Raw genomic sequence first — 23,609 nt, forward strand, 5'->3', positions numbered from 1 at the left:
ATAAAATAGATTTGTATTTTTCGCACTGGGATTGTGGAATCATTCCACTAAAAAACGACTCTGCCGGATGTTTATCGGAGAGCCGTTGTAGATTCGATTATTTCATTTTCAGAGCCTGAGGCTCCTTGAAAGCAGTTAACTTCCCTTTACTCTGCACAATAATCATCCCATCCTCCAGCAAGGTTGGGCCGAATACTCTACCTGATGTTTTGAGCTGCACGATAGGTTTGGCGGTAATTAGATCAATAGCAACCAATTTCCCATCGGTCTGGGCAACATACATGCCATGTCCGAGCAGATCGAAGCGGGCAATCGGATTGCTGATTCCTCCGTACTGGAACACAGATTTATTAGACATTTTAACACCATAGATGCTCTGTTCGTTACTAAAAAGAATTCTTCCATCATAAGGACCCGCCGCGTAGGATAACTTAGCTCCGATGGATTCATACGAATAATTATCTCGTGTTACGGCAGCTGGATCAACATTTACTGGGTAGCCATAGACTCCTTTTTGTCCCCCAATATATATCCTGTCCCCAATGATCCAGGCTCTGCCTCCGCTAGTCATATATTCTTCTTCTGGTTTCGGATGATTAGGATCTATATGAGCGGGGTTATACTCTACAGCCTTTACAAGCTTACCTGTCTTCACATCCAAATGATCGAGTGTCGTCAAAGGAAGAGGGTCTACCAATGTAGCTTCCCGTTGTGAGATAAGCGTAGTCCCCTCTGCTGCAATCGGAAGACTATGATTACCACTATTCCAAAGCTCTTTACCTGTTGTTCGATCAAACGCATGTAAAATGTCATACGTATACGCTCCGGACTCTGAGTTTTGAGCTAGCACCAGATTCCCCTCAACCATAAATGGTTCAAACAGCATTTCGCTGAAATTATCGCGCCACTGCAACTTGCCATCTTTCAGATTGTAGGCTTGAATATCGCCATTAGCAGCGAATAGCTGCTCTTTATCAATTAACAATTTACTGACACCTTTACTGGTTGCCGATGAGCTCCATTTATTTTTGCCCGTAGCCGCGTTAACTGCATAGATCGTACCTGCCTCCGAAGTGACGTAAGCCACGCCATCCTGATAGAGCAGCGGCGTTGTTAATTTGGAGCCGTATTTCCACATTACTTTTCCAGTCTGGACGTTAATCGCTAAAAGCTGACCCTTTTGAAGGATAAAAGCTTTGCCCGCGCCGACTGCAACAACACCCTTACCCATGATATAATCCGACGGCACATCTTTCAAAGCTGGCAAATCCATTGTTGTTGACCATTCAACCTTCGCAGCAGGCAGGTTTGCATAGTAATCATCACCATTCGAGCCTATAAAAGAGGTGTGTGGATCAACCGCAGCTGCTTGTACCGGATTTACCATAAGCAATACCCCTAAACCAATAACTGCAGTACGAAGATAAGATTTCAATATTGTTCCTCTCACCACCAAACTCCTCCTCATATAAGTAACTGCCTCATTTGGATAGCTTCTTAAAATCAAATATAATAATATTGGACGAGCAGGACATAATCCTTATGGATTATTATTCCATTTTGTCAAAAACAACAGAAGAATTCAAAACATTTACTCACAAACTTACATTTTGTAAGTCATTGTGTTATAATAATCACATTCCTCCATACACGGACAGGCTTTAGCAAATATATGAATAACAAGGGGTTTGTGAGCATGAGTAACGAAGCAACGGCAGCACCAGCATCCGATTTTGAATTTGGTATCTATACCTTAGGAGACATCGTAGCGGATTGTCATACAGGGAAGAAGATCAGTCCAAAACAACGTCTCGACGAAGTTGTAGCTGCAGCTAAGCTGGCAGATGAGGCGGGACTTGATGTATTTGGTGTAGGTGAGCATCATCGTCTTGATTTTGTAATTTCTTCGGTGCCAGTGGTGCTGGCTGCCATTTCTCAGGTTACTAACAGAATTAAACTAACGAGCGCAACAACCGTATTAAGCACCATTGATCCTGTACGGGTGTTCGAGGATTTCGCCACACTTGATTTGCTGTCGAATGGACGTGCAGAGATTATTGCGGGGCGTGGTGCTTTTGTGGAGTCTTTTCCGCTCTTCGGGTATGAGCTTGAAGATTATCACCGTCTATTCTCCGAGAACATCAATTTACTCTTGGAGCTTAACAAACATGAAGTTATGAACTGGGAGGGCTCCTTCCGTTCATCGCTGAAGGATTCGGAGATTGCTCCACGTCCATTGCAAGAGAATCTTCCGCTCTGGATTGGTGTAGGCGGTTCTCCAGAAAGTGCGGAGAAGGCCGGGATGCTCGGGACCGGAATGGCTATCGCCATCCTAAGCGGCAGTCCAGAGCCTTTTCAAGAGCTTGCCGCAACCTATCGGCGTGCCGGAATTCAAGCAGGACATCCACCTGAAGATCTAAAGATTGCGATCACTAGCCACGGCTACATTGCTGAAACCTCACAGCAGGCGTTGGATGAATATTACCCTTACTACTATAGTTACCGTAACTCTATCAGTCCAAAACCGGGTCAAGAGTACAAGGTGTCTCGTGATGACTTTGGGCAATATGTATCTGCTGATAACACGATGGCTGTAGGCAGCCCGCAGCAAATTATCGAAAAAATTCTCTATCAGCATGAGCTGTTCGGTCATAGCCGCTTTATGACTCAGCTCGATATCGGCGGCCTTCCTTACGCTAAGGTAGCCAAAGCCATTGAACTTTTGGCAACAGAGGTTGCACCTATCGTACGGCGTGAGATCGCCAAGAAGAACAGCCGTTAGAATGGAATACCAAAAAGGGGCCCTCAAGCCAACGGCTGAGGCCCCCTTTTTATAAATAAAATCACGCAAAGGATGGTTTATTATTATCTACTTTCCCGCTGATAAGCTTCTTATATTCGTCGTCTCCGCCGTCCAAAGAAGGTGCAGTATAAATCTGAGCTGAAGCTGGCTGCTGAGCAGAATGACTCGAGCCTGCTTTTCTTTTGGTGCTTTTGTCATCGCCGCCTGCACTCCTGCTCCCACCACTCGCAGATCGGAGAACAGCATCGGATAAGCTGTTAATACCTTTTATTCTCTTCATGCTGAATCCTCTCCTACTAAATGATTGATGGTACGGAATAAATCCTGATTATTCCCAACTACCGCCTTAAGATCATCTGCAGATAATCCATCACTTCCTGAGAAATGAACGGAAAGAACATACTTCTTACCTAGAGGATAGCATAGGATATATACCTCTGCAACTTCCGTGCGTTGAAAAAAAGTCCATTTACTCGATAAAAATGCATCTACCACACTAGGCTGCTTCTCATTCCCTTTCGTTACAGACAAGGGATAGGAGTGACCACGTCCGACATTCCCCCCCACCTGAACAAGTTGTTCCTTCTCTTGTGCCTGCCAGATGGCTGCACCGATTACACGACAATGCTTCGGAGGTAAAAAGGAATTGCGTATCGCCTCACTAAGTGCGTGATATTTATCTCCATTCTCGGAGATGGTCACATTACTATTATATTGCCAAAAAAAATGAAGGATACTTTCCTTGCGCCTTAAATCCATCTTTAGCTGCTCTAAATCTTTAAGCGGGTCACGGAATCTTCCACGCTCTTGAATACTATCAATAATCTTACCACAGCTCACATCCACAGCAGCCGTAGGATTATCGTGATGCACTTCATACTCTAAAGATGTAATTCCCGCTAAATCAGATAGCAGATGATATTCTTCTACATTTTCTCCAGGGATGAGATCATCACGCGCAGTTACCTGATCAGGCACTAGACAAAAAACACGGCTGCGCCGTAATCTAGCCCAAAACAAACCCATTTCAAACCCCGTATTATCGCGGGTCACATAATAATATTTACCACGGATTTTGGCGACATCATCTGGCGAGAACACAAATACGGCAAAATCGCTCTCATCCAAATTTCGCTCCAACGCCTCCATAGTGTATTCATTCGCCCGAAAAGCGTTGGCATACCAAGGATGCACTTCAGCATCCCTCTTCAGCTGCTCATGAATCGCTCTTGCATAACGTATAGACTCCCTGGAAGATCCAATGAATAGCTTTGGTTTAGTCACGGCAATGCTCCTTCATCCTCTTTCCCGATATGTAATAATTATACAAGTCTTTAGACCACCAGAAAAGAGGCCATATTCTCAAAAAATATTATTCTAAACCTCGTAAATTGGGTAAGGAATTACGACTACTCTCAAAAAGCGAGGATACTATGAACAAAATGATAGGTGTCACCCTGCTCACAGCTTGCCTTTTGGGTATAGCAGCGCCACAGTCTGCTGAAGCAAAGACAGCAGCGGGAAGTTATACCGCACAGGTATATGCGAGTTCTTTAAATGTACGCGATGAACCGGCTAAGAATGCAACTGTTGTAGGTTCAATTAAGAATGGGGCTCGGGTTACTGTGACTGATGAGCAGCATGGATGGTTAGAGGTTAAAGCGGGGAGCACCTCTGGCTGGGTAGCGGGTTATTACCTAAAAAAGGTGAACAGCAACTCCCTGCAATCCAGCGCTTCTGGAACGTCTATTGCTACTAGAACCAATACTGCCTCGTCAACATCAGCCAATACTTCTAGTAGAACTTCAAAGGCTACAGTCACGGCTGATTCTCTGCGCATCCGAAGTGGCCCAGGAACTCACTATAAGGTGCTCGGTTCTTTAAAAGCCAAGGATACAGTCACTCTCCTTCTTCATCAGAACGGCTGGGCTCGAATTCGCACAGTCAGCGGTGAAACCGGTTGGGTGGCAGAGCAGTATATCCGAAGTGGAAGCACATCAAGCAGTACAAGCAGTACAAGCAGCATAAGCACCGTCCAGCATAAAGGCGGACTACGAGGAAAGCTGATCGTCATCGATCCTGGTCATGGCGGCAGTGATCCGGGCATGCTTGGCACTACATATAACACCATGGAAAAAGATTTGAATCTGCATACTGCACTTTATGTCCGCGATGCTCTTGTTGCTAAAGGAGCACGGGTAGAGATGACGCGCACCCGAGACGATCAGAAGCCGACGTTAGCTCGTCGTGTTCAGATGAGCCAAGCCCTGCGTGCTGATGCTTTTGTAAGCGTTCATTATAATTCTTCACCTAAAAATGTGTCCGGAACGTTGACCTTCTTTTATTCAGAAGCGGATGATTTGAAGCTGGCGCGGGCGATTGAAACCCGGCTGGGGCAAGGCATCGGTCTGAAAAGCAACGGGTTGTCCTTTGGCGATTATCACATCCTAAGGGAGAATCGGATTCCAGCTACCTTGGTTGAGCTTGGATTCCTTACCAATCCTACAGACGAGTCCATTGTCCGCAAGGCCTCCTATCAGAAAAAAGCGGCTAAAGCCATCGCTGAAGGCGTTGCGGATTATTTTAAATAACTGGCTGGAACAACACTCCAAAAAAAAGCCCGACCCATGTATCTCTCAGGTATGATCTGAGGAGATCTGTGGGTCGGGCTCTTTTGACTGCTTCCTTATACGAGCATTTGATAGACCAAGAACAAGTTCAACGATACAACCAGACCGGAGATAATCCAGCCCAGAGTGGCTGTCATTTTGCGATTCACTAACCCGCCCATAATCTGGCGATTGCTTGTAAACACAACCAGCGGAATCAACGCGAACGCAATCCCAAAGGACAGGATCACCTGACTGATCACGAGCGCTTTGGTTGGATTCACACCAAAACCAATGATCGCTAGTGGCGGAATGATGGTAATCGCACGGCGCAAGTACAGGTTAATTCTTTTGTTGATGAAGCCTTGCATAACCACATCGCCAGCCATAGTCCCTACGGAGGAACTCGACAGTCCCGCAATGAGTAGTCCCAACCCAAACGAGATCGCCGTTACTGGCCCAGCTAAGTGACCAAATTGTTGAAACGCGACATCCAGATCTTCAACCACGAGACCATTTTTGAAAAACAATGCCGCGGAGACAATAACCATAGCCAGATTTACTGCACCTGCGATAATCATCGCAATAATAATATCTATAAATTCCAATTTGAAAATCTGTTTTTTCTCCGATTCATTCACCCCGACGATACGGTTCTGTGTAAGTGATGAATGCAGGTAAATCGCATGTGGCATCACGGTTGCACCTAGAATTCCTGCGGCCAATAGGATGCTGTCCACCCCTTCAAACTTAGGTGTAAACATGCCTACGGCAACTGCTCCCATATCCGGTTTAGCTACAATAACTTGAAAAGCGAAGGCTAATACGACTATAAGGATCATCGCGGCAATCCCTGCCTCTAGGGAGCGGTATCCCCGGCGTTGCAGCTCTAAGATAGCAAATGAGCCCACCGCAGTAATCAGTGCTGCTGGCAGCATGGGAATATCAAATAAGAGATATAGTCCTAATGCCGCCCCGATAAACTCTGCCAGATCCGTAGCTATAATCACTAGCTCACTTTGAATCCATAAGAAGATAGATACACTCTTCGGAAAACGATCATGAGCGATCTCAGGCAAGTTCTTGCCTGTCGCAATCCCCAGCTTGGCGGATAACGCTTGGATTAGCACAGCCATTAGATTAGAGGCCACGATCACCCACAATAAGAGATATCCATATTTGGAGCCCGCCGTAATATTGGTGGCAAAATTACCTGGATCCAGATAAGCAACAGCAGCGATAAAAGCTGGGCCTAGAAAAGGAAGTAATCGTTTAATCCCTTTGATCTCCCCGTTAAGTACGGCTTGTGCTGAAACCGAGTTCTTATGTTGTTTTATATGTGGTTGTTCTACTAAAGTTTGTTCGAGCATTTCAATTCCTCCTCTTGCCCTGAAAAAGTTGTCTATATACACGAAAGTTTCCCCTGTGCAACTTATATTTAAAGTATATGCTTATTTCTGAAAAATGTAAACATGTTTCATATGGAATTTTCATTTGCTTGTTCACCAACGACTAGGCACAAAAAAAGCTGGACGATGATCAGGAATTACCCGATCTTCGCCCAGCTTAAGCTGCTTATGAATTTTTCTTCCATGTGTCCTTGAGCGGTACTATCCGGTTCAGCACTAGCTTATCTGCCGTGGTATACTTCTTATCCACACAGAAAAATCCGTGCCGGATCAATTGAAATTTATCTTCTGGCCTTGCGTTGCCCATTGATGGCTCCAGCAAACAATCCTTCAGGATCGTTAAGGAATCTGGATTAAGATACTCGTCCCAGCGCTCACCGTCTTCTTTAGGACCGTCGTTATCTTTCAGCAGACGCTCATATAGATGAACATCAGCCTTGATAGCATGGTCTGCCGATACCCAGTGAATGGTCGCCTTAACCTTCCGTTCTTTAAACCCGCTTCCGCTCTTCGTTCTCGGATCATAGGTGCAGCGAAGCTCTAGGATTTCTCCGGTAACTTCATCCTTGATTACTTCATTGCATTTTATGAAATAAGCACCCTTTAGCCTTACTTCATTCCCCATAGTCAGCCTGTGATAACCTTTTGGCGGCTCCTCCATGAAATCTTCTTGTTCAATATAAAGGGTTCGTGAAAAAGGAACCTCTCTTTCTCCAAGTGACTTATCTTCACTGTTATTCTCAATCGTCAGCCCTTCGTTATGATCCTCAGGATAATTAGTAATGACCACTTTTAAAGGCTTAAGAACAGCCATCACACTTGGAACCTTTGCCTTCAGATCTTGTCTAAGCGCATGCTCTAACATGGCAATATCCACAATGGTGCTATTTCTGACAAAGCCAATCTCCTTCACAAAATTCCGGATACTCTCCGGCGTAAAACCTCTTCTGCGTAAACCGCGAAGCGTAGGAAGTCTCGGGTCATCCCAGCCATCCACATAATGGCCTGTAACCAGCTGTCTGATATACCGTTTACTCGTCACAACTCCGGTGATGTTCACCCGTCCAAACTCTCTTTGCTTAGGAGCCTCAGGGATATCCAGCTCATTCAATACCCACTCATAGAGCGGCCGATGATCCTTAAATTCAATCGAGCATAAGGAATACGTAATCCCTTCGATAGCATCTTGTATAGGATGGGCAAAATCATACATCGGATAGATACACCATTCGTTACCCGTTCTATAATGCTCCGCATGAATGATTCTGTAAATCACCGGATCACGTAAGTTGATATTAGGTGAGCTCATATCTATTTTAGCCCGCAACACTCTGGCTCCCGTTGGATAATCTCCAGCTTTCATCTCCGTAAATAACCGCAAATTCTCTTCCACAGAACGCTCCCGGAACGGGCTGTTTTTTCCCGGCTCCGTAAGCGTCCCTCTATAGGCTGTCACCTCTTCAGGTGATAAATCACAGACATACGCCTTTCCTTTTCGGATTAACGTAACTGCGCTATTGTATATTTTCTCAGAATAGTCTGATCCATAAAAAATATGGTCCGGTGGATAGCCCATCCATTGAATATCTTCGATGATGGCATTTACATACTCCAGATCCTCTTTTAAAGGATTGGTGTCATCAAAGCGCAAATGGAACTTCCCGCCATACTTTTTCGCAGTCGTATAGTTCGTATGAATAGCATACGCACTGCCAATATGCAGATACCCGTTAGGCTCCGGTGGAAATCTCGTGCATATATCTCTATTGTAAGTCCCTGCTTCCAGCTCTTCTTGAATCAATCTGTCGATGTAACTCTCTGCTAATACTTCCGGTTCCTCGTTCATTGGTGTTACCTCCTGTTTATAAGTGATATCCGCCTGCTTAATCTGCAAAATAAAAAGAACCTCACCTCCAAGACTTATGGTCTTGGGGACGAAATTCTCGCGGTACCACCCCAGGTTCATTAATATGTCGCCATATTAATCTCATCAAGTACGGCAAAACATCTTGCGCAGTGCTTATACTCTAGCTCTATAACAGGAGCTCCCGTCATACCATCCCCTTAGTCCGGTTCCGATATGCCGCTCAGAGGCTTGTTTCGATAAAATCTCCCTTACCCTGTTCTCATCATCCAGGGCTCTCTGTGAAGGAATGATTTCATGTACTCTTCTCGTCATCGCGTTTGATTATTTTGTATAGGATACCAAAAAGATAACCCTATGTAAATGTGCTTATTCCCCGCTAAGCGCCGTTAGGAGCTCCAATACTACTTCATTGTCAGGCTCTGCAGCCAAAGCTCTACGCGCGTATTCCAATGCAGCAGCTTCAGCTCCTAGCTCATAGTTACAGATTGCCATGCTATACAGCACTGATGCCAATGGTTCTTCCGTACTCGCATGCATGGAGCGTTCTAAGTAACCCAATGCTTCCGCGAATTTATCCATTTCATACAGCAGCAACCCCGCATCTAGCGACAGATCATAACTCTGTTCCATCGGATAATAGCCCGTCCACATCAACTGTATACCTCGCTGTAGATCCAGCATTTCTTCATCACTGGCACCCGGCAGCAGCTCCGAAATCTGTTCAGCGCTATGGATAAACCATTCAGCATCATACCCACCCAAACGCCAAAAGGCCAAAATTTGCTGCAGCCCCATCGTATCTAATTGCTGATCCATCCATTCCTTCATACTAAAGAAATCATCCGGGCCAAAACGTTCTATAAACCGCTTGTAACCCAGCCGAGTGTTTGTATAGCTCAGCGGTGTTGGTAGCATAAGAATACAGCCGATGTTCAGGTTTTTATAGTGATGACTGGTGAATATTGAATGCGCCCCTTTTTGTTTCAGCACATGCTCTATCGCATGATAATTCGCGGTCAAAGAGAAGCTTCCGTGATGAATCAGCAATGGAGGTTCTGCAAATTCCCAGTTCTCTAAGCGATGGTCTCCCTTATCCGCTGTAAGCAGCACGAATCCCTCTGTAGAGAGCCGCGCAAGCCGCTCCAGACAAGTAAGCCCCACCACCGGAAAGAGTATATGTGAATCCTCCAGCTTCTGCTGATAAAGCGCTATAACGTCATGATAGGGATAAGTCTCCTCTTCATAACTAGCCGCACGCCTATAATGGTACTGCGGGATGATTTTGCCGAGCGCATCGGAGGGGTTATCCGGATCAACTTCCGCCGAATACTGGATCGAAACCTCACATTCATATATTTTTCCTTCATCCACATAAATTAATTCTTGCGGAATGCTGTCAAAAAAGTAATTTGCCACAATCACCAATGGCTGCTGTAAATCACCCGGCCGAATGCTGAGCTTAGCGTGTACTAAATGTAGTTCTACATCCTGCACAGCATCAAAACGAGCGAAGTCCAAAATACCCTGCTCTACGTAAGGAAGTAGGCTCGGGTGCTGCTGCCAGCTGGATATATTTTTGGAAGGCAAATCACTCATCACATAACGAAAAGGAGGAAGAGGAATATCTGCGTAGTCTACGATTTCACATAACTTTTTAAGCACATGGAAGGCTAACCGGCCTGCTCCCGCTCCAAGTTCTAGAATCGTAACGGTCTCTGAGAGATGCCCTTGTCCAGCCCGGTCTTGCAGAAATCCAAAGATCATCTCTGCGTATGCTGTCGCAATCATAGGGTTACTCGTGATGTACTGCGGGACCTGATCATTATTCCAAGCCTTTAATCCCTGCTCTTCATAATATGTTCGTTGCAATTCCCAAATCGGTGCTTCGCTGAAGCGATATTGCTGTTCTTTGTTACCTGTCATCTGTTTCTTTACCCGCTCTCTGTCTAGCTTGTTGGAATAATCTATAGCAATTGCCTTATTGCGCTCTCAATGTGCGTGACCTGAAAATGACGTATTCAGCCTCTGTTGGAATGGTAACGGAAAATGATAATAATGCCGCCTTGGAGGTTGAGGAATCAGGTCCTTTCAACGTTTGATAAAAAGAATTCCCTTCACTGTCCACACTCACCAGCTCTAATTCCGCGTTTCCTTTGGGGATGATGAATCCGGAGGTATTTTGCACGCCTAAGGTTAATCTATATTCTTTCCCGGATTGAGCCTGCGTTAGCATAGTAGGATATAACGGATACGGATGTGCTGTCGTTTCGAGTGGATAAGGAGCAAGCGCACGATCTGCCTCAGGCTTCACCCATTCCTCCCCTTTTCTGGCTCCAATGCCAAGGGTTAATTTATTCACATTATTAAATTGCACTTCCCAGCGAAAAGACTTAAGCCCTTCTAAAATGGGAGACGCCGGAACAAACAGAGTGCCATCCTTTATCTCTGGAGCAACGCCTAATGAATCTACGGTCTCCCCATTAAAATCTGCCTCTAGCTGCCCTGCTTTAATATTTCCTACCGATCGGTCCAGCAGTGAAACAGTAATACTCTTGCTCAGAGCGTCATAGAGCAAATCTGCGCCAATCGCATTGGAGAAGGCTCGAATCGGCACCATTAATTTACCTGCTTTGAAATAAGGGGCGAGTTTACCTGGAAAAAGCACGTAATATCCCCCGTATGACAGTGGCATTACCTGTGTCCCTAACTGGACAGCTGCCGACACCGATGTAGGTGTAACCGCAGATCCCGCGGCGAACATAATCACTAATAGACCTATTACGTAAGCTTTTATTTTCCCTAATCGTTGTAAGGACTCCTTGATGTGAATCATCACAAACCCCTCTCCAGTTCATCTAGAACCTTAGCCTCTATTAGTAATAATCAATGATGACCCTACACATGTCAACTTGTACCACTTCTGCTATCCATCATAAAAGACAGCATTCCGCATATATTTTCATTGAACTCTTAAGGAACAAGAAAGGAGAACCTCTTATGACTTCTGCTGGACAGGATTCGGCAAACAAAACAAACATCCCCCAGCCCATCCGAAGCGATGGCACAGGGGGATTAGATAAAGGACCCCGAGATGTTATGCGGGATCTTGAGAATCCGGATATGTTCGTTCCTCCGGTGACTGATGCGGGCCTGGTTCCCAATTTGAAATTTTCTTTCTCTGATGCGCATATGCAGCTTAATCATGGTGGCTGGTCCAGAGAAGTAACCGTCAGAGAACTCCCTATCGCAACTACACTGGCAGGTGTGAATATGAGCCTGACCCCCGGTGGAGTACGAGAGCTTCACTGGCATCAGCAAGCGGAATGGTCTTATATGCTGTTAGGCCGCGCTCGGATTACTGCTGTGGATCAGAATGGACGGAACTTTATAGCAGATGTAGGACCTGGTGATCTATGGTATTTTCCGCCGGGTATTCCTCACTCTATACAAGGTCTTGAAGAAGGCTGTGAATTTCTCCTTGTCTTCGACGACGGAAGCTTCTCTGATCTGAATACCTTGTCTATTTCCGATTGGTTCGCCCATACGCCTAAAGAGGTACTTTCAGCTAACTTTGGAATACCTGCCGAGGCCTTTGACTCCATCCCCACTGAACAAGTCTATATTTATCAGGATCAAGTTCCCGGCTCATTACAAAGCCAAAAGGTGCAATCGCCATATGGAGAAATTCCACAGAGCTTCAAACATTCGCTGTTGGCACAGCCTCCATTAAAGACTCCTGGCGGGAGCGTCAGAATCGTTGACTCCAGCAACTTTCCGGTCTCCAAGACCGTGGCTGCTGCACTGGTAGAGATTGAACCTGGAGGAATGAGAGAGCTCCACTGGCACCCCAACAACGATGAGTGGCAATATTATCTTACCGGAAAAGGACGGATGACTGTGTTTGCCGGAAACGGTGCAGCACGTACCTTTAATTACAGGGCTGGCGATGTTGGGTATGTTCCTTTTGCATTTGGACATTATATTCAGAATACAGGAGAAGAATCGTTGTGGTTCCTCGAAATGTTCAAAAGTGACCGTTTTGCCGACGTCTCTCTGAACCAATGGATGGCTCTCACTCCCCATGAATTGGTTCAAAGTAATTTGAACGTTGGGCCCGAAATGATCAATGCCTTACGGAAAGTGAAATGGCCAGTGGTGAAATACCCTAAGTTAAAAGAATAGGTTACTTCCTCCCTTTTGCTTATTCACCCGTCTCCGCAAATTGTTTGATTCTTTCACCAATCTGGTCACGCACATGCTGGAACACTGCCCACTTCTCTTCATCACTCCCTTGCGCTTTTGCCGGATCATCGAAGCCCCAGTGTTCCCGTTTGACCTTCGGAGGGGTCATTGGACATTTATCCGCAGCATCTCCGCATAAGGTAATGACCAGATTCGCATTATTCAGCAGATTAGCATCAATAATATCCGAAGTCTGGCCGGAAATATCTATGCCTACTTCGCTCATCGCTTGTACAGCTTTTGGATTTAGACCGTGAGCTTCAATACCTGCACTGTACACGCTCCATTCTTTTCCTAGATATTGCTTAGCCCAGCCTTCAGCCATCTGACTTCTGCAGGAATTCCCTGTACATAAAAAATAAATCGTTCTCTTGTTCATCTTGATCTTCCCCTGTCCAAATTAGTTAATCAACAACCACATATAAAGACCTAAAAGCGTAATAAATAACGTTGGAATGGTTAAAATAATACCTGTCTTAAAATACGTTCCCCAAGAAATCTTCACGCCTTTAGCCGAAAGTACATGTAGCCACAGCAGTGTGGCGAGTGAGCCAATCGGAGTGATCTTCGGTCCTAAGTCCGAGCCTATAACATTCGCATATATTAAAGCCTCTCTAATGATTCCAGTGGTATGCGTAGCATCAATGGCAAGCGCGTCAATCAGAACGGTAGGCAGATTATTCATCAGCGATGAGATCAATGCAGCTATGAAGCCCATACCCATCGTTGCGGCAAATAAGCCCTGATCAGCAATAGACCCAATCATCTTAGCAAGTAAATCCGTCAGCCCAACATTTCGAAGTCCATATACTACGACATACATTCCAATGGAAAAGAACACAATCGCCCAAGGCGCTCCTGTAATCACTTCTTTCACCTTGACGTAAGGGCTTCTTCTCGCGAGAAGCAGGAACAAAATAGCTATGATCCCCGCAACCACAGATACCGGAATACCCAAAAATTCGCTGACAAAATACCCTACCAAAAGAACAGCCAATACAATCCATGACAGCTGGAACATTTTTTTGTCTTTAATCGCCTCATGCGGATCTTTTAGCTGTGAATCGTTAAAATGCTTGGGAATACTTTTGCGAAAAAAGAAATAGAGCACCACGATGCTCGCAACAAGGGAGAACAACGTAGGTATAATCATCTTGCCTGCATACTCCATAAACGTAATTCCGAAAAAATCCGCTGATACGATATTGACCAGATTGCTGACCACGAGCGGCAGTGAGGTGGTATCGGCAATAAAACCGCTGGCGATAATAAACGGAAAGACTTTTTTCTCATCAAAATGCAATGCCCTTACCATCGCAAGCACAATAGGCGTAAGAATCAGAGCCGCTCCATCATTCGCAAAAAATGCAGACACTAACGCACCAAGAACGATGACATACACAAACATTCGTCTGCCATTCCCGCGGGCAGCCCGCGCCATATGTAAAGCAGCCCATTCAAAAAATCCGATTCGATCCAGAATTAAAGAAATCAGAATAATAGCCACAAACGCTAAAGTAGCATTCCACACGATCTGCGTTACATCCAGAACATCATTAAAGCTGACTACCCCAGCTAGCAAAGCTATAATCGCGCCACCGCAGGCTGACCATCCAATCGATAAATTACGGGGCTGCCAGATTACAAGGATTAAAGTTACTAAAAATATAAGGATAGCTACAATAGCCAAAGTGCCATCCCCCTTTTACTGCCAATCCACATCTTTTTCAACACTCCTATATAAGCATGTGACTTCAATCCAACATCATTATATAACTATATAGTTATATATAAGTCATAAAAATTCTTACCTGAAATTTAGTCGCAGCATGGCTCTTTAGCCTCTTTATTCAGTTCAGCCAATATCGATTTGGAACTAGGCATCTGTTGAAGAACAGCTTTAAGATGTGGTTTATCCTCGACATTTAACGAATAATGTACCCACTGTCCCCGCTTGCTTTCCCGAACGATTCCTCTACTTTTCAATTTCCGTAAATGCTGGCTAATCGCCGGCTGGGAAATGTCAAAGATATCAACGAATTCACACACGCACCATTCCCGCTCTTTCAGAAGAGAAAGCATTGCCAATCGTGTCTTATCTCCGAACAGCTTCAAGTCTTCAGCAATCTCCGTTAGTGTCTGCATTCCTTCTCTCCTCCTCTTGAAAGTATATAAGCTAATACTTATATTCTAGTGAATCTACCAGTCGGAAGCAAGAGTTGATTTTTAGCGGGCTATCGTCCACTCATCCTCCAACATACTGAACATCAAAGAATCCAGGCATCAGGATGGACAATATAGCCGATTTCGCCGCTTCTGTCCGTATGGCTTCTAATATTTAATTCAATCATGCCGATCAAATGTTCAGTTCCTACTGCAACTATGGCTTGCGCGAACCGAGTTCTGGGAACTTTTTGAGAGTCTTCTATTGCTTGGTTCACAAATGAAAGGGTCTGCGGTTGCCTTAAGCTTCAGCCTGTTAACTATTCATAGGGTTGAGAGACAGGGATCCAGACGATAAACTGGGTTCCTTCCCCAACCTTGCTCTCCACTTCTATTTTACAATCATGCATTTTTAGAATTTTTAATACAATAGATAATCCAAGTCCATTCCCTTTATGAACGCTGCTCCGCGCTTTATCCACCATATAAAAACGATCAAAAATGCGGGGCAATGCTGCCTCTGGTATGCCTTGACCAGAATCTTTAATAGAAACCTTCACAAACGCTATAGAACGCTCAATTTCGACATGAATGATACCCTCTTGGCTTGTATATTTTATAGCATTATTGATTAGGTTTTGCCAGACTTGATCAAACAAATCTTTATCCACCGTAATTTGGCAGGGTAATAAATCCAATTCTATCTGAATGTTTTTCTGTGCCCATTGTGGCTCCGCCAGAACGATCGCTCTTCTTAACTGTTCATCCAGCTGAAAAGTGGTGAGATTAACCGGATGATGTTCTGAATCAAGCGAGGCTAATCTAAGCAGATTGTCACTTAGGCGGGATAAGCGCAGCGTTTCCTGATAAATAATATCCAGATGTTCTTTTTGCTCTTCTATTGGAACGACCCCATCTTGCAGCGCTCGAGTAAACCCTCTAATCGACGTAAGTGGAGACTGCATTTCATGGGACACATTGCTGACAAAATCATCACGAACTGAATCTATCTTTTGCAGCTCACTAGCCATATGATTAAAGCTTTCCATCAGTTCCCCGAACTCATCTTGATTTTTATGCGTCAAGCGCACAGATAAATCGCCTGATGCCATTTTTTTAGCTGCTTCCGTCAGACGTTTGATAGGCTTAACAATGAATCCGGACATCAAGAGAATCAGTAAACTTCCAATGACTAAAACCGTTAGAAGTGTAAAAAACACGTTGCGTCTGAATGTGATCAAGCTCGACGAAAAATCAATTTTAATGATGAGCGCAGCTTTCTCCTTATCTACAATGGGAACGCCAACAATAGCAACACCAGACTTATCATTAAGCATCACTGCGTCTGTGGAATCTGGCTTAAATAGAGCGGCAACCTTCTCCTTATCCACTGAAAAAACAGCATCACTCCACTCATTCACTCTCACTTTCGCAATATCGACCCCATATTTATTAAGCAGTTTAGTAAATGCCTGTGCTTTTTCCGGATCATCGATTAGGGTAAGCACTTTGGCTACGTCTCCAGCTACTCTAATGAAGATATGGTTTGGGGTCACATTATTTTCGGAAAACCGTACATTTAGCAAAAAAGAGATCATTAAGCTGACGATCACAATCCCAATGAACGTAATGACAATACGCAGACGCAGGCTTTTTTTCAACATTTAGGCCAACTCCAGACGGTATCCAAGTCCTCTTACCGTAGAAATAATTAGCTCGGGAATCGATTCAAGTCTTTCTCTCAGACGTTTAATATGCACATCTACCGTACGCTCGTCGCCTTCATAATCGACACCCCAAATATTCTCTATGAGCTGAGAACGCGTGAATATTTGCCCTGGCGAACCCGCCAGAGCAAATAACAACTCACATTCCTTTTTCTTCAACTCCACCGTTCTCTGAGCCGTAACAACGTTCAAATTCCCCAGATCAATCATCACTGCGCCTAGTTGAATCACACTCGAGGAGGTTAAATGATATCTTTTTAATAGTGATTTTACCCTCAGGACCAATTCAATGGGATCAAACGGTTTGACTAAATAATCATCTGATCCGGCATTAAATCCTCTGACTTTGTCCTTAGATTCTCCTCTAGCTGTAACCATCAGAATTGGAATATCGATATAAGATCGGATATCTTCGGTCAATTCAATACCATCTACATTTGGCATCATCACATCTACAATCACCAAATCGATCTTTGTATGCGCTAGAATGTCTAATGCCTCTTGACCGTCTGCTGCTTCCACTACGGAAAATTGGTTTTTTTCAAGATATAATCGTATTAATCTACGGATATGAGAATCATCATCCGCCACTAGAATCGTGTTCATCTCTCAATTTTCCTCTCCGCTAACCTATTTATTCATATCGTAGAGATTCCATTGGATCCAGTTTGGCAGCCTTAGAGGATGGCATCAAACCGGCGATAATACTAATCAGGGTACTCACAACGATCCCAAATAACACATAATAACCGGATAGATTAATAAGTTTCACTCCAAAAGCATTGTCCAAGAGAATATTTAACACATAACTAATGACAATGGCAAAGAGTACCGCAAAGATACCGCTGAATACACCTAATAAAGCTGATTCAGAAAAGAATATACGTTTGATATCTTTTTTCCTTGCGCCAATTGCCCGAAGAATCCCAATTTCCTTAGTCCGTTCCACTACACTGATATATAGCACAACCAATATCATGATCCCTGATACGAGAAGTGAAATCCCGGCAATACCAGAGAGAACTATAGTAGCCATATTCACATAAGTTGTGATTCGCTCCATGATTTTTGCCGATTGAGAACCTGAGAATCCAGCATCAACAGCGGCTGCATTAATATCATTCACATATTTCATATCGGTTGCAAAAGCATTAACTTGAATTGGACCTATTGTAATCCCCTTGTCAACATACATTTGCTCCAAAGTCTGCGCTGGAAGATAACCCGTGGGTTGCATTTGCGCTCTTGGATCAGTGCTTTCATAAATACCAGAGATAGTGACTTCTTGTTCCAATGTGATCGGTTTATGCTTAGCATCCATTTCATTAATATATAGATAAATCGATTTCCCTACTAAAGACTCTGGACTGTCATTTCCGCTTAATTTACTTGCCGTTTTCACGGGTAATAATATCTCTTTGCCTTCTGGAAAAGCCCCTGCGGTAATCGTCTCTTTAGCAAAAGCATCCGTTAAGGTTGTTAATTGTGTAAGACTAACCGTCTGATCTGCATAAACCATAGTAGATTTGCCCGAAATGGAAGTGATGGTTTCTACATAATCAACATTTGGAATATTTCGGATGGTTTCAATATCGGCAGCCGTAAACGTTTCGCCGGGCAACATCATTGCCTCTGGACCTTGCATGCCTTTAGCTTCTTCACTGGGTTTAGTTATATCCACGAGTAAAGGATCCATACTTGAATTAATTTCGTCATTCATATAGTTCGTAATTCCATTCCCTAAGGAAAGCATCAACAGTACGCTTAAAATACCAATAGACCCACCCAAAGCTACCAATACATTACGTTTGGCGTTGAGCTTCATGTTCTGCAGAGCCATTTTAAAAGATGCAAATAAACTGAGATTCCGGGATGACCCCTCTCCTCCATCGTAACTAATCAAAGAGCGGTCCTTTAACTGAATATCATCTTTAATCCGTCCTTCTTCCACCTTTACGATACGGGTACCAGAGTCGGCTACTTTCTGTGAGTGGGTCACGGTAATGACCAATATCCCTCTTTTGGCTATGCTGTCCAATAAGGCTAAAATTTGATCGCCGGTATCCTTGTCCAATGCCCCTGTAGGTTCATCTGCCAAAATAATATCAGGATTATTCGCTAGCGCGCGGGCGATGGACACTCTTTGCTTCTGTCCACCGGACAGCTGATTGGGACGTTTTTTCAGGTGCTCTTTCAAGCCTACCTCAGTCAAAATATCTATAGCACGTTTATTACGGTCCTTCTCACTGGTATCCGTCATCTGCATCGCCACTGTAACATTCTCCAAAACTGACAGATGCGGGATCAGATTGAAATTTTGAAAAACGAAACCAATATTGTTCTTACGATAATCATCCATTTCCTTTTCGGTCATCGTGCTTAAATTCTTTCCGCGGACAAGGACCTCGCCTTCATAATCGGAGTCCATTCCCCCAATGATGTTCATCAGTGTGGACTTTCCGCAGCCAGACTCACCTAGAATAGAGACGAATTCACCTGTCTCAAAGCTTAGATTCACATCATGGAGTACTGGCACCTTTTCTTTACCGTACAAAGTATATGATTTCTTTACATGTTTAACTTCTAATATTTTCATTTGTTTCTCTTCCTCTCCTGGTCATGCTCTATATCTCTTTTGATGTTTCATATCCTAACAAATTTGTGTGAACTGATAATGAACTGGATAGCCACATGGAAGAGTCAAAGCTACAGCAGATATTTAGGTTAAGCAATATAAAAAGGCGAATTCACACTCAAAATGAGTGGAACTCGCCTTTTCTATTCGGCTTATTTTCAAAAGAAATTAGTGCATGAGGTAATAAGCTAATCCTCCAACTTGTTTTCCGGCGTAATAAACGATGTCTATAATCACCACTGTTAATACAAATTTCGAGAGCAGCGGATATTTCTTAAATAAAGGCTTTATATTTTTCTCTATGTACTCCATTCGCGCGCCTCCTTTCTTAAGCTAGTGCTCTTTTTCGGATCAGCCTAATCTGGCCTCTATGATTGATTTCATCCTCAAAAACGTGAAACCACATAAAATAGTAGTTCGCAGGTTTGTTATGCCAGAATTCCTCTTCAGTATATAACCAATTATCATCGACGGTTGCGAATAATTCATAAGTCTTTTGTCTAACTTCATTTAGGCGATCTAAATAATAGCTCAGGTCATTCCCCTTAATATTGGCTCGTCCTTCGTCTCCTAAATTTAATGCTGGCCCCCATCTCGTTAGCTCTTCTTCAGACAAATCTCTTTGCTCAAACGTTGCCACTTGATATGCATATTCTACAGCAGCGTAGTGCAATAATAACGCTCCAATAGAGTTACTCTGAGCATCCAATAAATAATCCAGTTGTTCCACAGTTAGACCCTTAACGGCTTCTAATGTTGTATATCTTGCATAGTTCATCATGGATAAAAGTCGGCTGATTTGCGGGGAGTAACCTAGGATATCTGTAATCAAAAATATTTGGTTCATGTCAATCATATGGATGTTCCTCCTTGATTTCTTCAGAATAATACTCTAAATACCGGAATGGTTCAGAATTATGAATTACAGGTAATGACGATCAAGATGTCAAAGTGAGGTGCTTAACACCATGAATAAAACTAACAAAACTATGTATTGGGTTGTATGGGCTTCAACTTAGAAAGTCTCCATCCTAACAAGACCTAGTCGCTTCCCTTCCACTATAGCTTCGGATCTGGAATGTACACTAAGCTTCTCAAAGATTCTCGTCAGGTTATACTCTACAGTCCTTTGTGACATTAAAAGCTTGCTGGCTATGTCTTTATTGCTTTTTCCACTAGCTACTTCTTGGAGTATTTCCTGTTCTCTTTGATTAATGGACACTTCTTCAAGCAGCCGATTATCCCGGTGATTAGAAATCTTGATATCATTTCTTCGTAGCTGTTTAAGTAAAGACACCGGAATGACCGCCTCATTCCTTAGTGCACAACGAATGGTATTTAACAACTGTTCCCGGGAAGCTGTTTTAGAGATAAATCCTGTGACCCCTGACTCCATCAAAAGATTATAATGAGCACTGATCTCATATCCGGTATAAATCACCACTTTAGATTCAGGATCACGTTGAACGGCTCTTTTGGCGAATTCAAGTCCGCTGATCGTAGGCATGTTGAGGTCGCATAAGATCACATCAAATTCTTGTTGCTCCAGCCTATCCAAAGCTTCCATCGCTGACAAAACAAAAGTAACCTCCATATCCGCGTCCTGCTCAATCATAGTTTTGGTTCCTTCTCCGACTGAAGGATGATCATCAACCAACAAGATACGTATCATCGTCATCGCCTCCTCTGTGCTTTTCTTCTACAAAAGCCATTGTCGGTAAATAAATAATAACCTCCAGTCCCTTCCCTTTCTCCGAGGTAAAAGTGCACTCCCCCTCTAAGCTAGCAACACGTTCTTTGATTCCAGACAGGCCCATATGCTGAAAAGATTCCCTGATATCAACTATATTCATGCCAATCCCATCATCCTTATATCGAAAATAGAGGTGCTCTTGCTGGTCCAGCTCAATTTCAATCTGATTCGCCTTGGCATGTTTCCCGGCATTCCGCAGGAGCTCCTGTACTATTCGATACAACGCAATCACCAGGTCTTCACTTAGCTCACCAATCGGACTGGATGTAAAGGTGATAATGTAGTTGGACTGCAGCTGGGCATACTCAAACAATAGTTCCAGTGCCTTCACAATTCCGGTCTCTCTTAGCAGCGGTGGACGCAGTTCATTGCAGGTCTCCCTAATCTGATATATCACATCCAGAAGTCCCTCTTTAATCTGAAGCAGCTCTGGCAAAATATCCGCCTCAATATCATGATCGGAGATCAGTGTTTCCAGCCTGCGAAGCCAAATGAGCTGATCCTGAAGAGCAGAATCATGTAAATCCGCCGCCAGCTTTCTGCGTTCTTTCTCTGATAAGTTAAAGATCAGGCGTAGAACCCATGGTGCTGCATGTAGCTCTTTTTTCATCTCTGCTTCAAGGTCTTCAATCAAGCCTTCAATAAGATATAAATTCTCATAGACAATACTCGCATAATTTGCGAGGGTATTTAACCAGTTAAGCTCATCTGAATTAAGCTTTGTATGGTTCTTCTTATGATCAATCCAGAGGAGATGAATTTTTTTTTGGTGACGTCCGATTACGAGTAAGATCCCCTGTTTGAGTTGAACTACTTCTCCTACCTTAAAAACTGGAGATTTCGATACAAATTCTATGTTGATCTCTTGGCCCGAATTGTCGACTATTTGTTCGAGGTTACTCATATCCTCATCTCTCTCAAAAAAAGCAGACCGACTAACCGGTAAAATCTCATTGATTTCCTTGTGAATTGCAGCCTCCAAATCAGCCCGCTTCATAACCTTGGAGATTTGCTTCGAGAATCGCTCCAGACTACCTTGATAATGATAAAGCTCACGGAACAGTTTAGGCCGGAAATAATAATCTATTTTCTCCTTAAAGAATAAAAAGATTGTAATAGATAAATATACAACCAAAAACATCTGAATCCATTTGATCCAATCATACTCTTGCCTGCTCTGAATGATCGCAAGTACGGCTACAATCATTAGCGCGGGAAAAAAAGCAATTAATAAATAATATTTAAACCGATTAAAAGCGAAATCAATATCAAATAGTTGCCTAGCCGTCAGCAGATAAAAATAAGTAACTGGCATCAAAAACAAAAAGATCGTAGTAATTTCGTAAGGAATCAGGTTGACCCCAACAGCAATGGGTGCAGCTGAGAAGAGAACAAACGGTGTAAATGCAAGGATTTGTCCGGTAAGCATAATTTTAAACATCGATTTAAGCGCTGTGCTTCGATAAGCAAGGTATAAATATAGCAGCTTAAATATGCTGTAAAAAATCCCAAAAATAAAGAACCCAATAATAATTAACCTTATAAAGGAATACAAAGATCTATCCCAGGAGTAAACCATTAGACTGGAGGTGGAAAATAGGCTTAGTAAAATGACCAGGCCATAGTATATTTTGATTACAGTAGTAGATAGAACTAATACATCAAATCGTTTCAGATATACTTGGAGAAAGTGAATAAAAACCAGTGGAATTAAAGGCAACACGCAACCCATCGCGATTCTACCTATAAGATCAGATCTACTTGAGGCATATCCCGCAAAGTAAGTTATTCCGACTAATAAAAAGAATAAAATCAGCAGCTCTGCTGAGCGATCCCCGCTTCTCCTGCGGTATAATAGAAGGCTTAACACTGCCAAAAAAACAAATGTCGCTCCAGGGACTACAAGCTGGGTAAACGTATGATAGATGGAGGACTTATTCTCAATATCATAATGCAAAGCAAGTGGAGCCCCCCCTTTGGAATTACGAAGAAGGTCAACGGATTGAACCTGAGTTAAGCTTCCATATCTCACAGCTTCATCCACTTTATCAATCGGTTTCCCATTAACCCGTAATAAGATATCCCCTTCCCTTAAATTCTGTTTATACCCTTCGCTTGAAACGTCTGCCTCAGCAATATAATATTGCCCTTCTTCATTCTGCTCCAGACCAACGCCAAGCAAGATGTTAGAGTGAATGACCCACACAAAATGAATAATAAGAAAAACAAAAATGCAAAGTAACCCTGATATGAATAACTGGCGGAGTTTTACTGTCATTTCAAATCCCCCGAACGAACAAAATTATACATATCTCTATTCTTATTTGGTATTCCCCTACCATTTTATATGAATCACACAGGAAATTATATACTTTTATGCATGATATTCCTTATCCTCTAA

Annotated in this window: 20 protein-coding genes and 1 other annotated feature; of the genes, 3 read left to right on the forward strand and 17 right to left on the reverse strand. The window is 43.4% G+C overall.

Features of this window, described 5'->3' with window-relative positions; translation table 11 throughout:
- Positions 1-97: 97 nt before the first annotated feature.
- Entirely contained in the window at positions 98-1,450 is a 1,353-nt protein-coding gene (locus MHI32_RS26950; protein WP_339188550.1) for a PQQ-binding-like beta-propeller repeat protein, read from the reverse strand.
- A gap of 246 nt (positions 1,451-1,696) precedes the next feature.
- Between MHI32_RS26950 and MHI32_RS26955 the strand changes: the two genes are divergently transcribed.
- Positions 1,697-2,782, forward strand: a complete 1,086-nt coding sequence (locus MHI32_RS26955; protein ID WP_339188552.1) for an LLM class flavin-dependent oxidoreductase — start codon at positions 1,697-1,699, stop codon at positions 2,780-2,782.
- Between the two features lie 61 nt (positions 2,783-2,843).
- On the opposite strand, the gene MHI32_RS26960 is transcribed toward MHI32_RS26955, so the two are convergent.
- Positions 2,844-3,083 (reverse strand): hypothetical protein, encoded by a 240-nt coding sequence (locus tag MHI32_RS26960; protein ID WP_036680302.1) that lies wholly within the window; start codon positions 3,081-3,083, stop codon positions 2,844-2,846.
- Positions 3,080-4,087, reverse strand: coding sequence for a TIR domain-containing protein (locus MHI32_RS26965; protein ID WP_175617364.1), 1,008 nt, complete (start codon positions 4,085-4,087; stop codon positions 3,080-3,082). Before MHI32_RS26965 ends, MHI32_RS26960 begins: the two co-directional genes overlap by 4 nt.
- Before the next feature lie 149 nt (positions 4,088-4,236).
- On the opposite strand from MHI32_RS26965, the gene MHI32_RS26970 reads away from it, so the two are divergent.
- A complete protein-coding gene (locus tag MHI32_RS26970) occupies positions 4,237-5,394 on the forward strand; it encodes an N-acetylmuramoyl-L-alanine amidase (protein ID WP_340011393.1) in 1,158 nt (385 codons plus the stop codon).
- A gap of 95 nt (positions 5,395-5,489) precedes the next feature.
- Here MHI32_RS26970 and MHI32_RS26975 read toward each other — a convergent pair whose 3' ends face one another.
- The 4 genes from MHI32_RS26975 to MHI32_RS26990 all read right to left on the reverse strand — a co-directional run bounded on the left by MHI32_RS26975 (position 5,490) and on the right by MHI32_RS26990 (position 11,521).
- Positions 5,490-6,782 carry an Nramp family divalent metal transporter gene (locus tag MHI32_RS26975; RefSeq protein ID WP_076104178.1) on the reverse strand — a complete coding sequence of 431 codons (1,293 nt, stop codon included), beginning with the start codon at positions 6,780-6,782 and terminating at the stop codon, positions 5,490-5,492.
- Between the two features lie 205 nt (positions 6,783-6,987).
- Positions 6,988-8,667: a glutamine--tRNA ligase/YqeY domain fusion protein gene (locus MHI32_RS26980; protein WP_340011395.1), complete on the reverse strand. Its 1,680-nt coding sequence runs from the start codon at positions 8,665-8,667 to the stop codon at positions 6,988-6,990.
- Between the two features lie 81 nt (positions 8,668-8,748).
- Positions 8,749-9,009, reverse strand: a binding site (T-box leader).
- Positions 9,010-9,054: 45 nt separating this feature from the next.
- Entirely contained in the window at positions 9,055-10,611 is a 1,557-nt protein-coding gene (locus MHI32_RS26985; RefSeq protein WP_340011397.1) for an SAM-dependent methyltransferase, read from the reverse strand.
- A gap of 55 nt (positions 10,612-10,666) precedes the next feature.
- Positions 10,667-11,521: a copper amine oxidase N-terminal domain-containing protein gene (locus MHI32_RS26990; RefSeq protein ID WP_340011399.1), complete on the reverse strand. Its 855-nt coding sequence runs from the start codon at positions 11,519-11,521 to the stop codon at positions 10,667-10,669.
- A gap of 164 nt (positions 11,522-11,685) precedes the next feature.
- Here MHI32_RS26990 and MHI32_RS26995 point away from each other — a divergent pair, with 164 nt between their 5' ends.
- The gene (locus MHI32_RS26995; protein WP_076308768.1) at positions 11,686-12,870 is read left to right on the forward strand and encodes an oxalate decarboxylase family bicupin; all 1,185 of its coding nucleotides are present in this window, start codon (positions 11,686-11,688) and stop codon (positions 12,868-12,870) included.
- Positions 12,871-12,889: 19 nt separating this feature from the next.
- On the opposite strand, the gene arsC is transcribed toward MHI32_RS26995, so the two are convergent.
- The 10 genes from arsC to MHI32_RS27045 all read right to left on the reverse strand — a co-directional run bounded on the left by arsC (position 12,890) and on the right by MHI32_RS27045 (position 23,486).
- Positions 12,890-13,309 carry an arsenate reductase (thioredoxin) gene (arsC, locus tag MHI32_RS27000; protein ID WP_076282680.1) on the reverse strand — a complete coding sequence of 140 codons (420 nt, stop codon included), beginning with the start codon at positions 13,307-13,309 and terminating at the stop codon, positions 12,890-12,892.
- 21 nt (positions 13,310-13,330) lie between these two features.
- On the reverse strand, positions 13,331-14,620 hold the full coding sequence (locus MHI32_RS27005; RefSeq protein WP_076128777.1) for an arsenic transporter: 1,290 nt from the start codon (positions 14,618-14,620) through the stop codon (positions 13,331-13,333).
- A gap of 128 nt (positions 14,621-14,748) precedes the next feature.
- The gene (locus MHI32_RS27010; RefSeq protein WP_076128778.1) at positions 14,749-15,075 is read right to left on the reverse strand and encodes a metalloregulator ArsR/SmtB family transcription factor; all 327 of its coding nucleotides are present in this window, start codon (positions 15,073-15,075) and stop codon (positions 14,749-14,751) included.
- A 338-nt stretch (positions 15,076-15,413) separates the two neighbouring features.
- Entirely contained in the window at positions 15,414-16,757 is a 1,344-nt protein-coding gene (locus MHI32_RS27015) for a HAMP domain-containing sensor histidine kinase (RefSeq protein WP_340011401.1), read from the reverse strand.
- Positions 16,758-17,426, reverse strand: coding sequence for a response regulator transcription factor (locus MHI32_RS27020; RefSeq protein ID WP_076128780.1), 669 nt, complete (start codon positions 17,424-17,426; stop codon positions 16,758-16,760).
- 28 nt (positions 17,427-17,454) lie between these two features.
- Positions 17,455-19,416, reverse strand: coding sequence for an ABC transporter ATP-binding protein/permease (locus MHI32_RS27025; RefSeq protein ID WP_076128781.1), 1,962 nt, complete (start codon positions 19,414-19,416; stop codon positions 17,455-17,457).
- Positions 19,417-19,623: 207 nt separating this feature from the next.
- The gene (locus tag MHI32_RS27030; protein WP_162636847.1) at positions 19,624-19,767 is read right to left on the reverse strand and encodes a hypothetical protein; all 144 of its coding nucleotides are present in this window, start codon (positions 19,765-19,767) and stop codon (positions 19,624-19,626) included.
- A gap of 16 nt (positions 19,768-19,783) precedes the next feature.
- Positions 19,784-20,302 carry a DinB family protein gene (locus tag MHI32_RS27035; protein WP_076303121.1) on the reverse strand — a complete coding sequence of 173 codons (519 nt, stop codon included), beginning with the start codon at positions 20,300-20,302 and terminating at the stop codon, positions 19,784-19,786.
- 168 nt (positions 20,303-20,470) lie between these two features.
- Positions 20,471-21,127 carry a response regulator transcription factor gene (locus MHI32_RS27040; RefSeq protein WP_038573390.1) on the reverse strand — a complete coding sequence of 219 codons (657 nt, stop codon included), beginning with the start codon at positions 21,125-21,127 and terminating at the stop codon, positions 20,471-20,473.
- Entirely contained in the window at positions 21,105-23,486 is a 2,382-nt protein-coding gene (locus MHI32_RS27045; RefSeq protein WP_340011404.1) for an ATP-binding protein, read from the reverse strand. The genes MHI32_RS27040 and MHI32_RS27045 overlap by 23 nt, the downstream gene beginning before the upstream one ends.
- Positions 23,487-23,609: the final 123 nt, after the last annotated feature.

Source organism: Paenibacillus sp. FSL H7-0690 (assembly GCF_037980415.1).
Classification (GTDB): Bacteria; Bacillota; Bacilli; order Paenibacillales; family Paenibacillaceae; genus Paenibacillus_AQ; species Paenibacillus_AQ odorifer.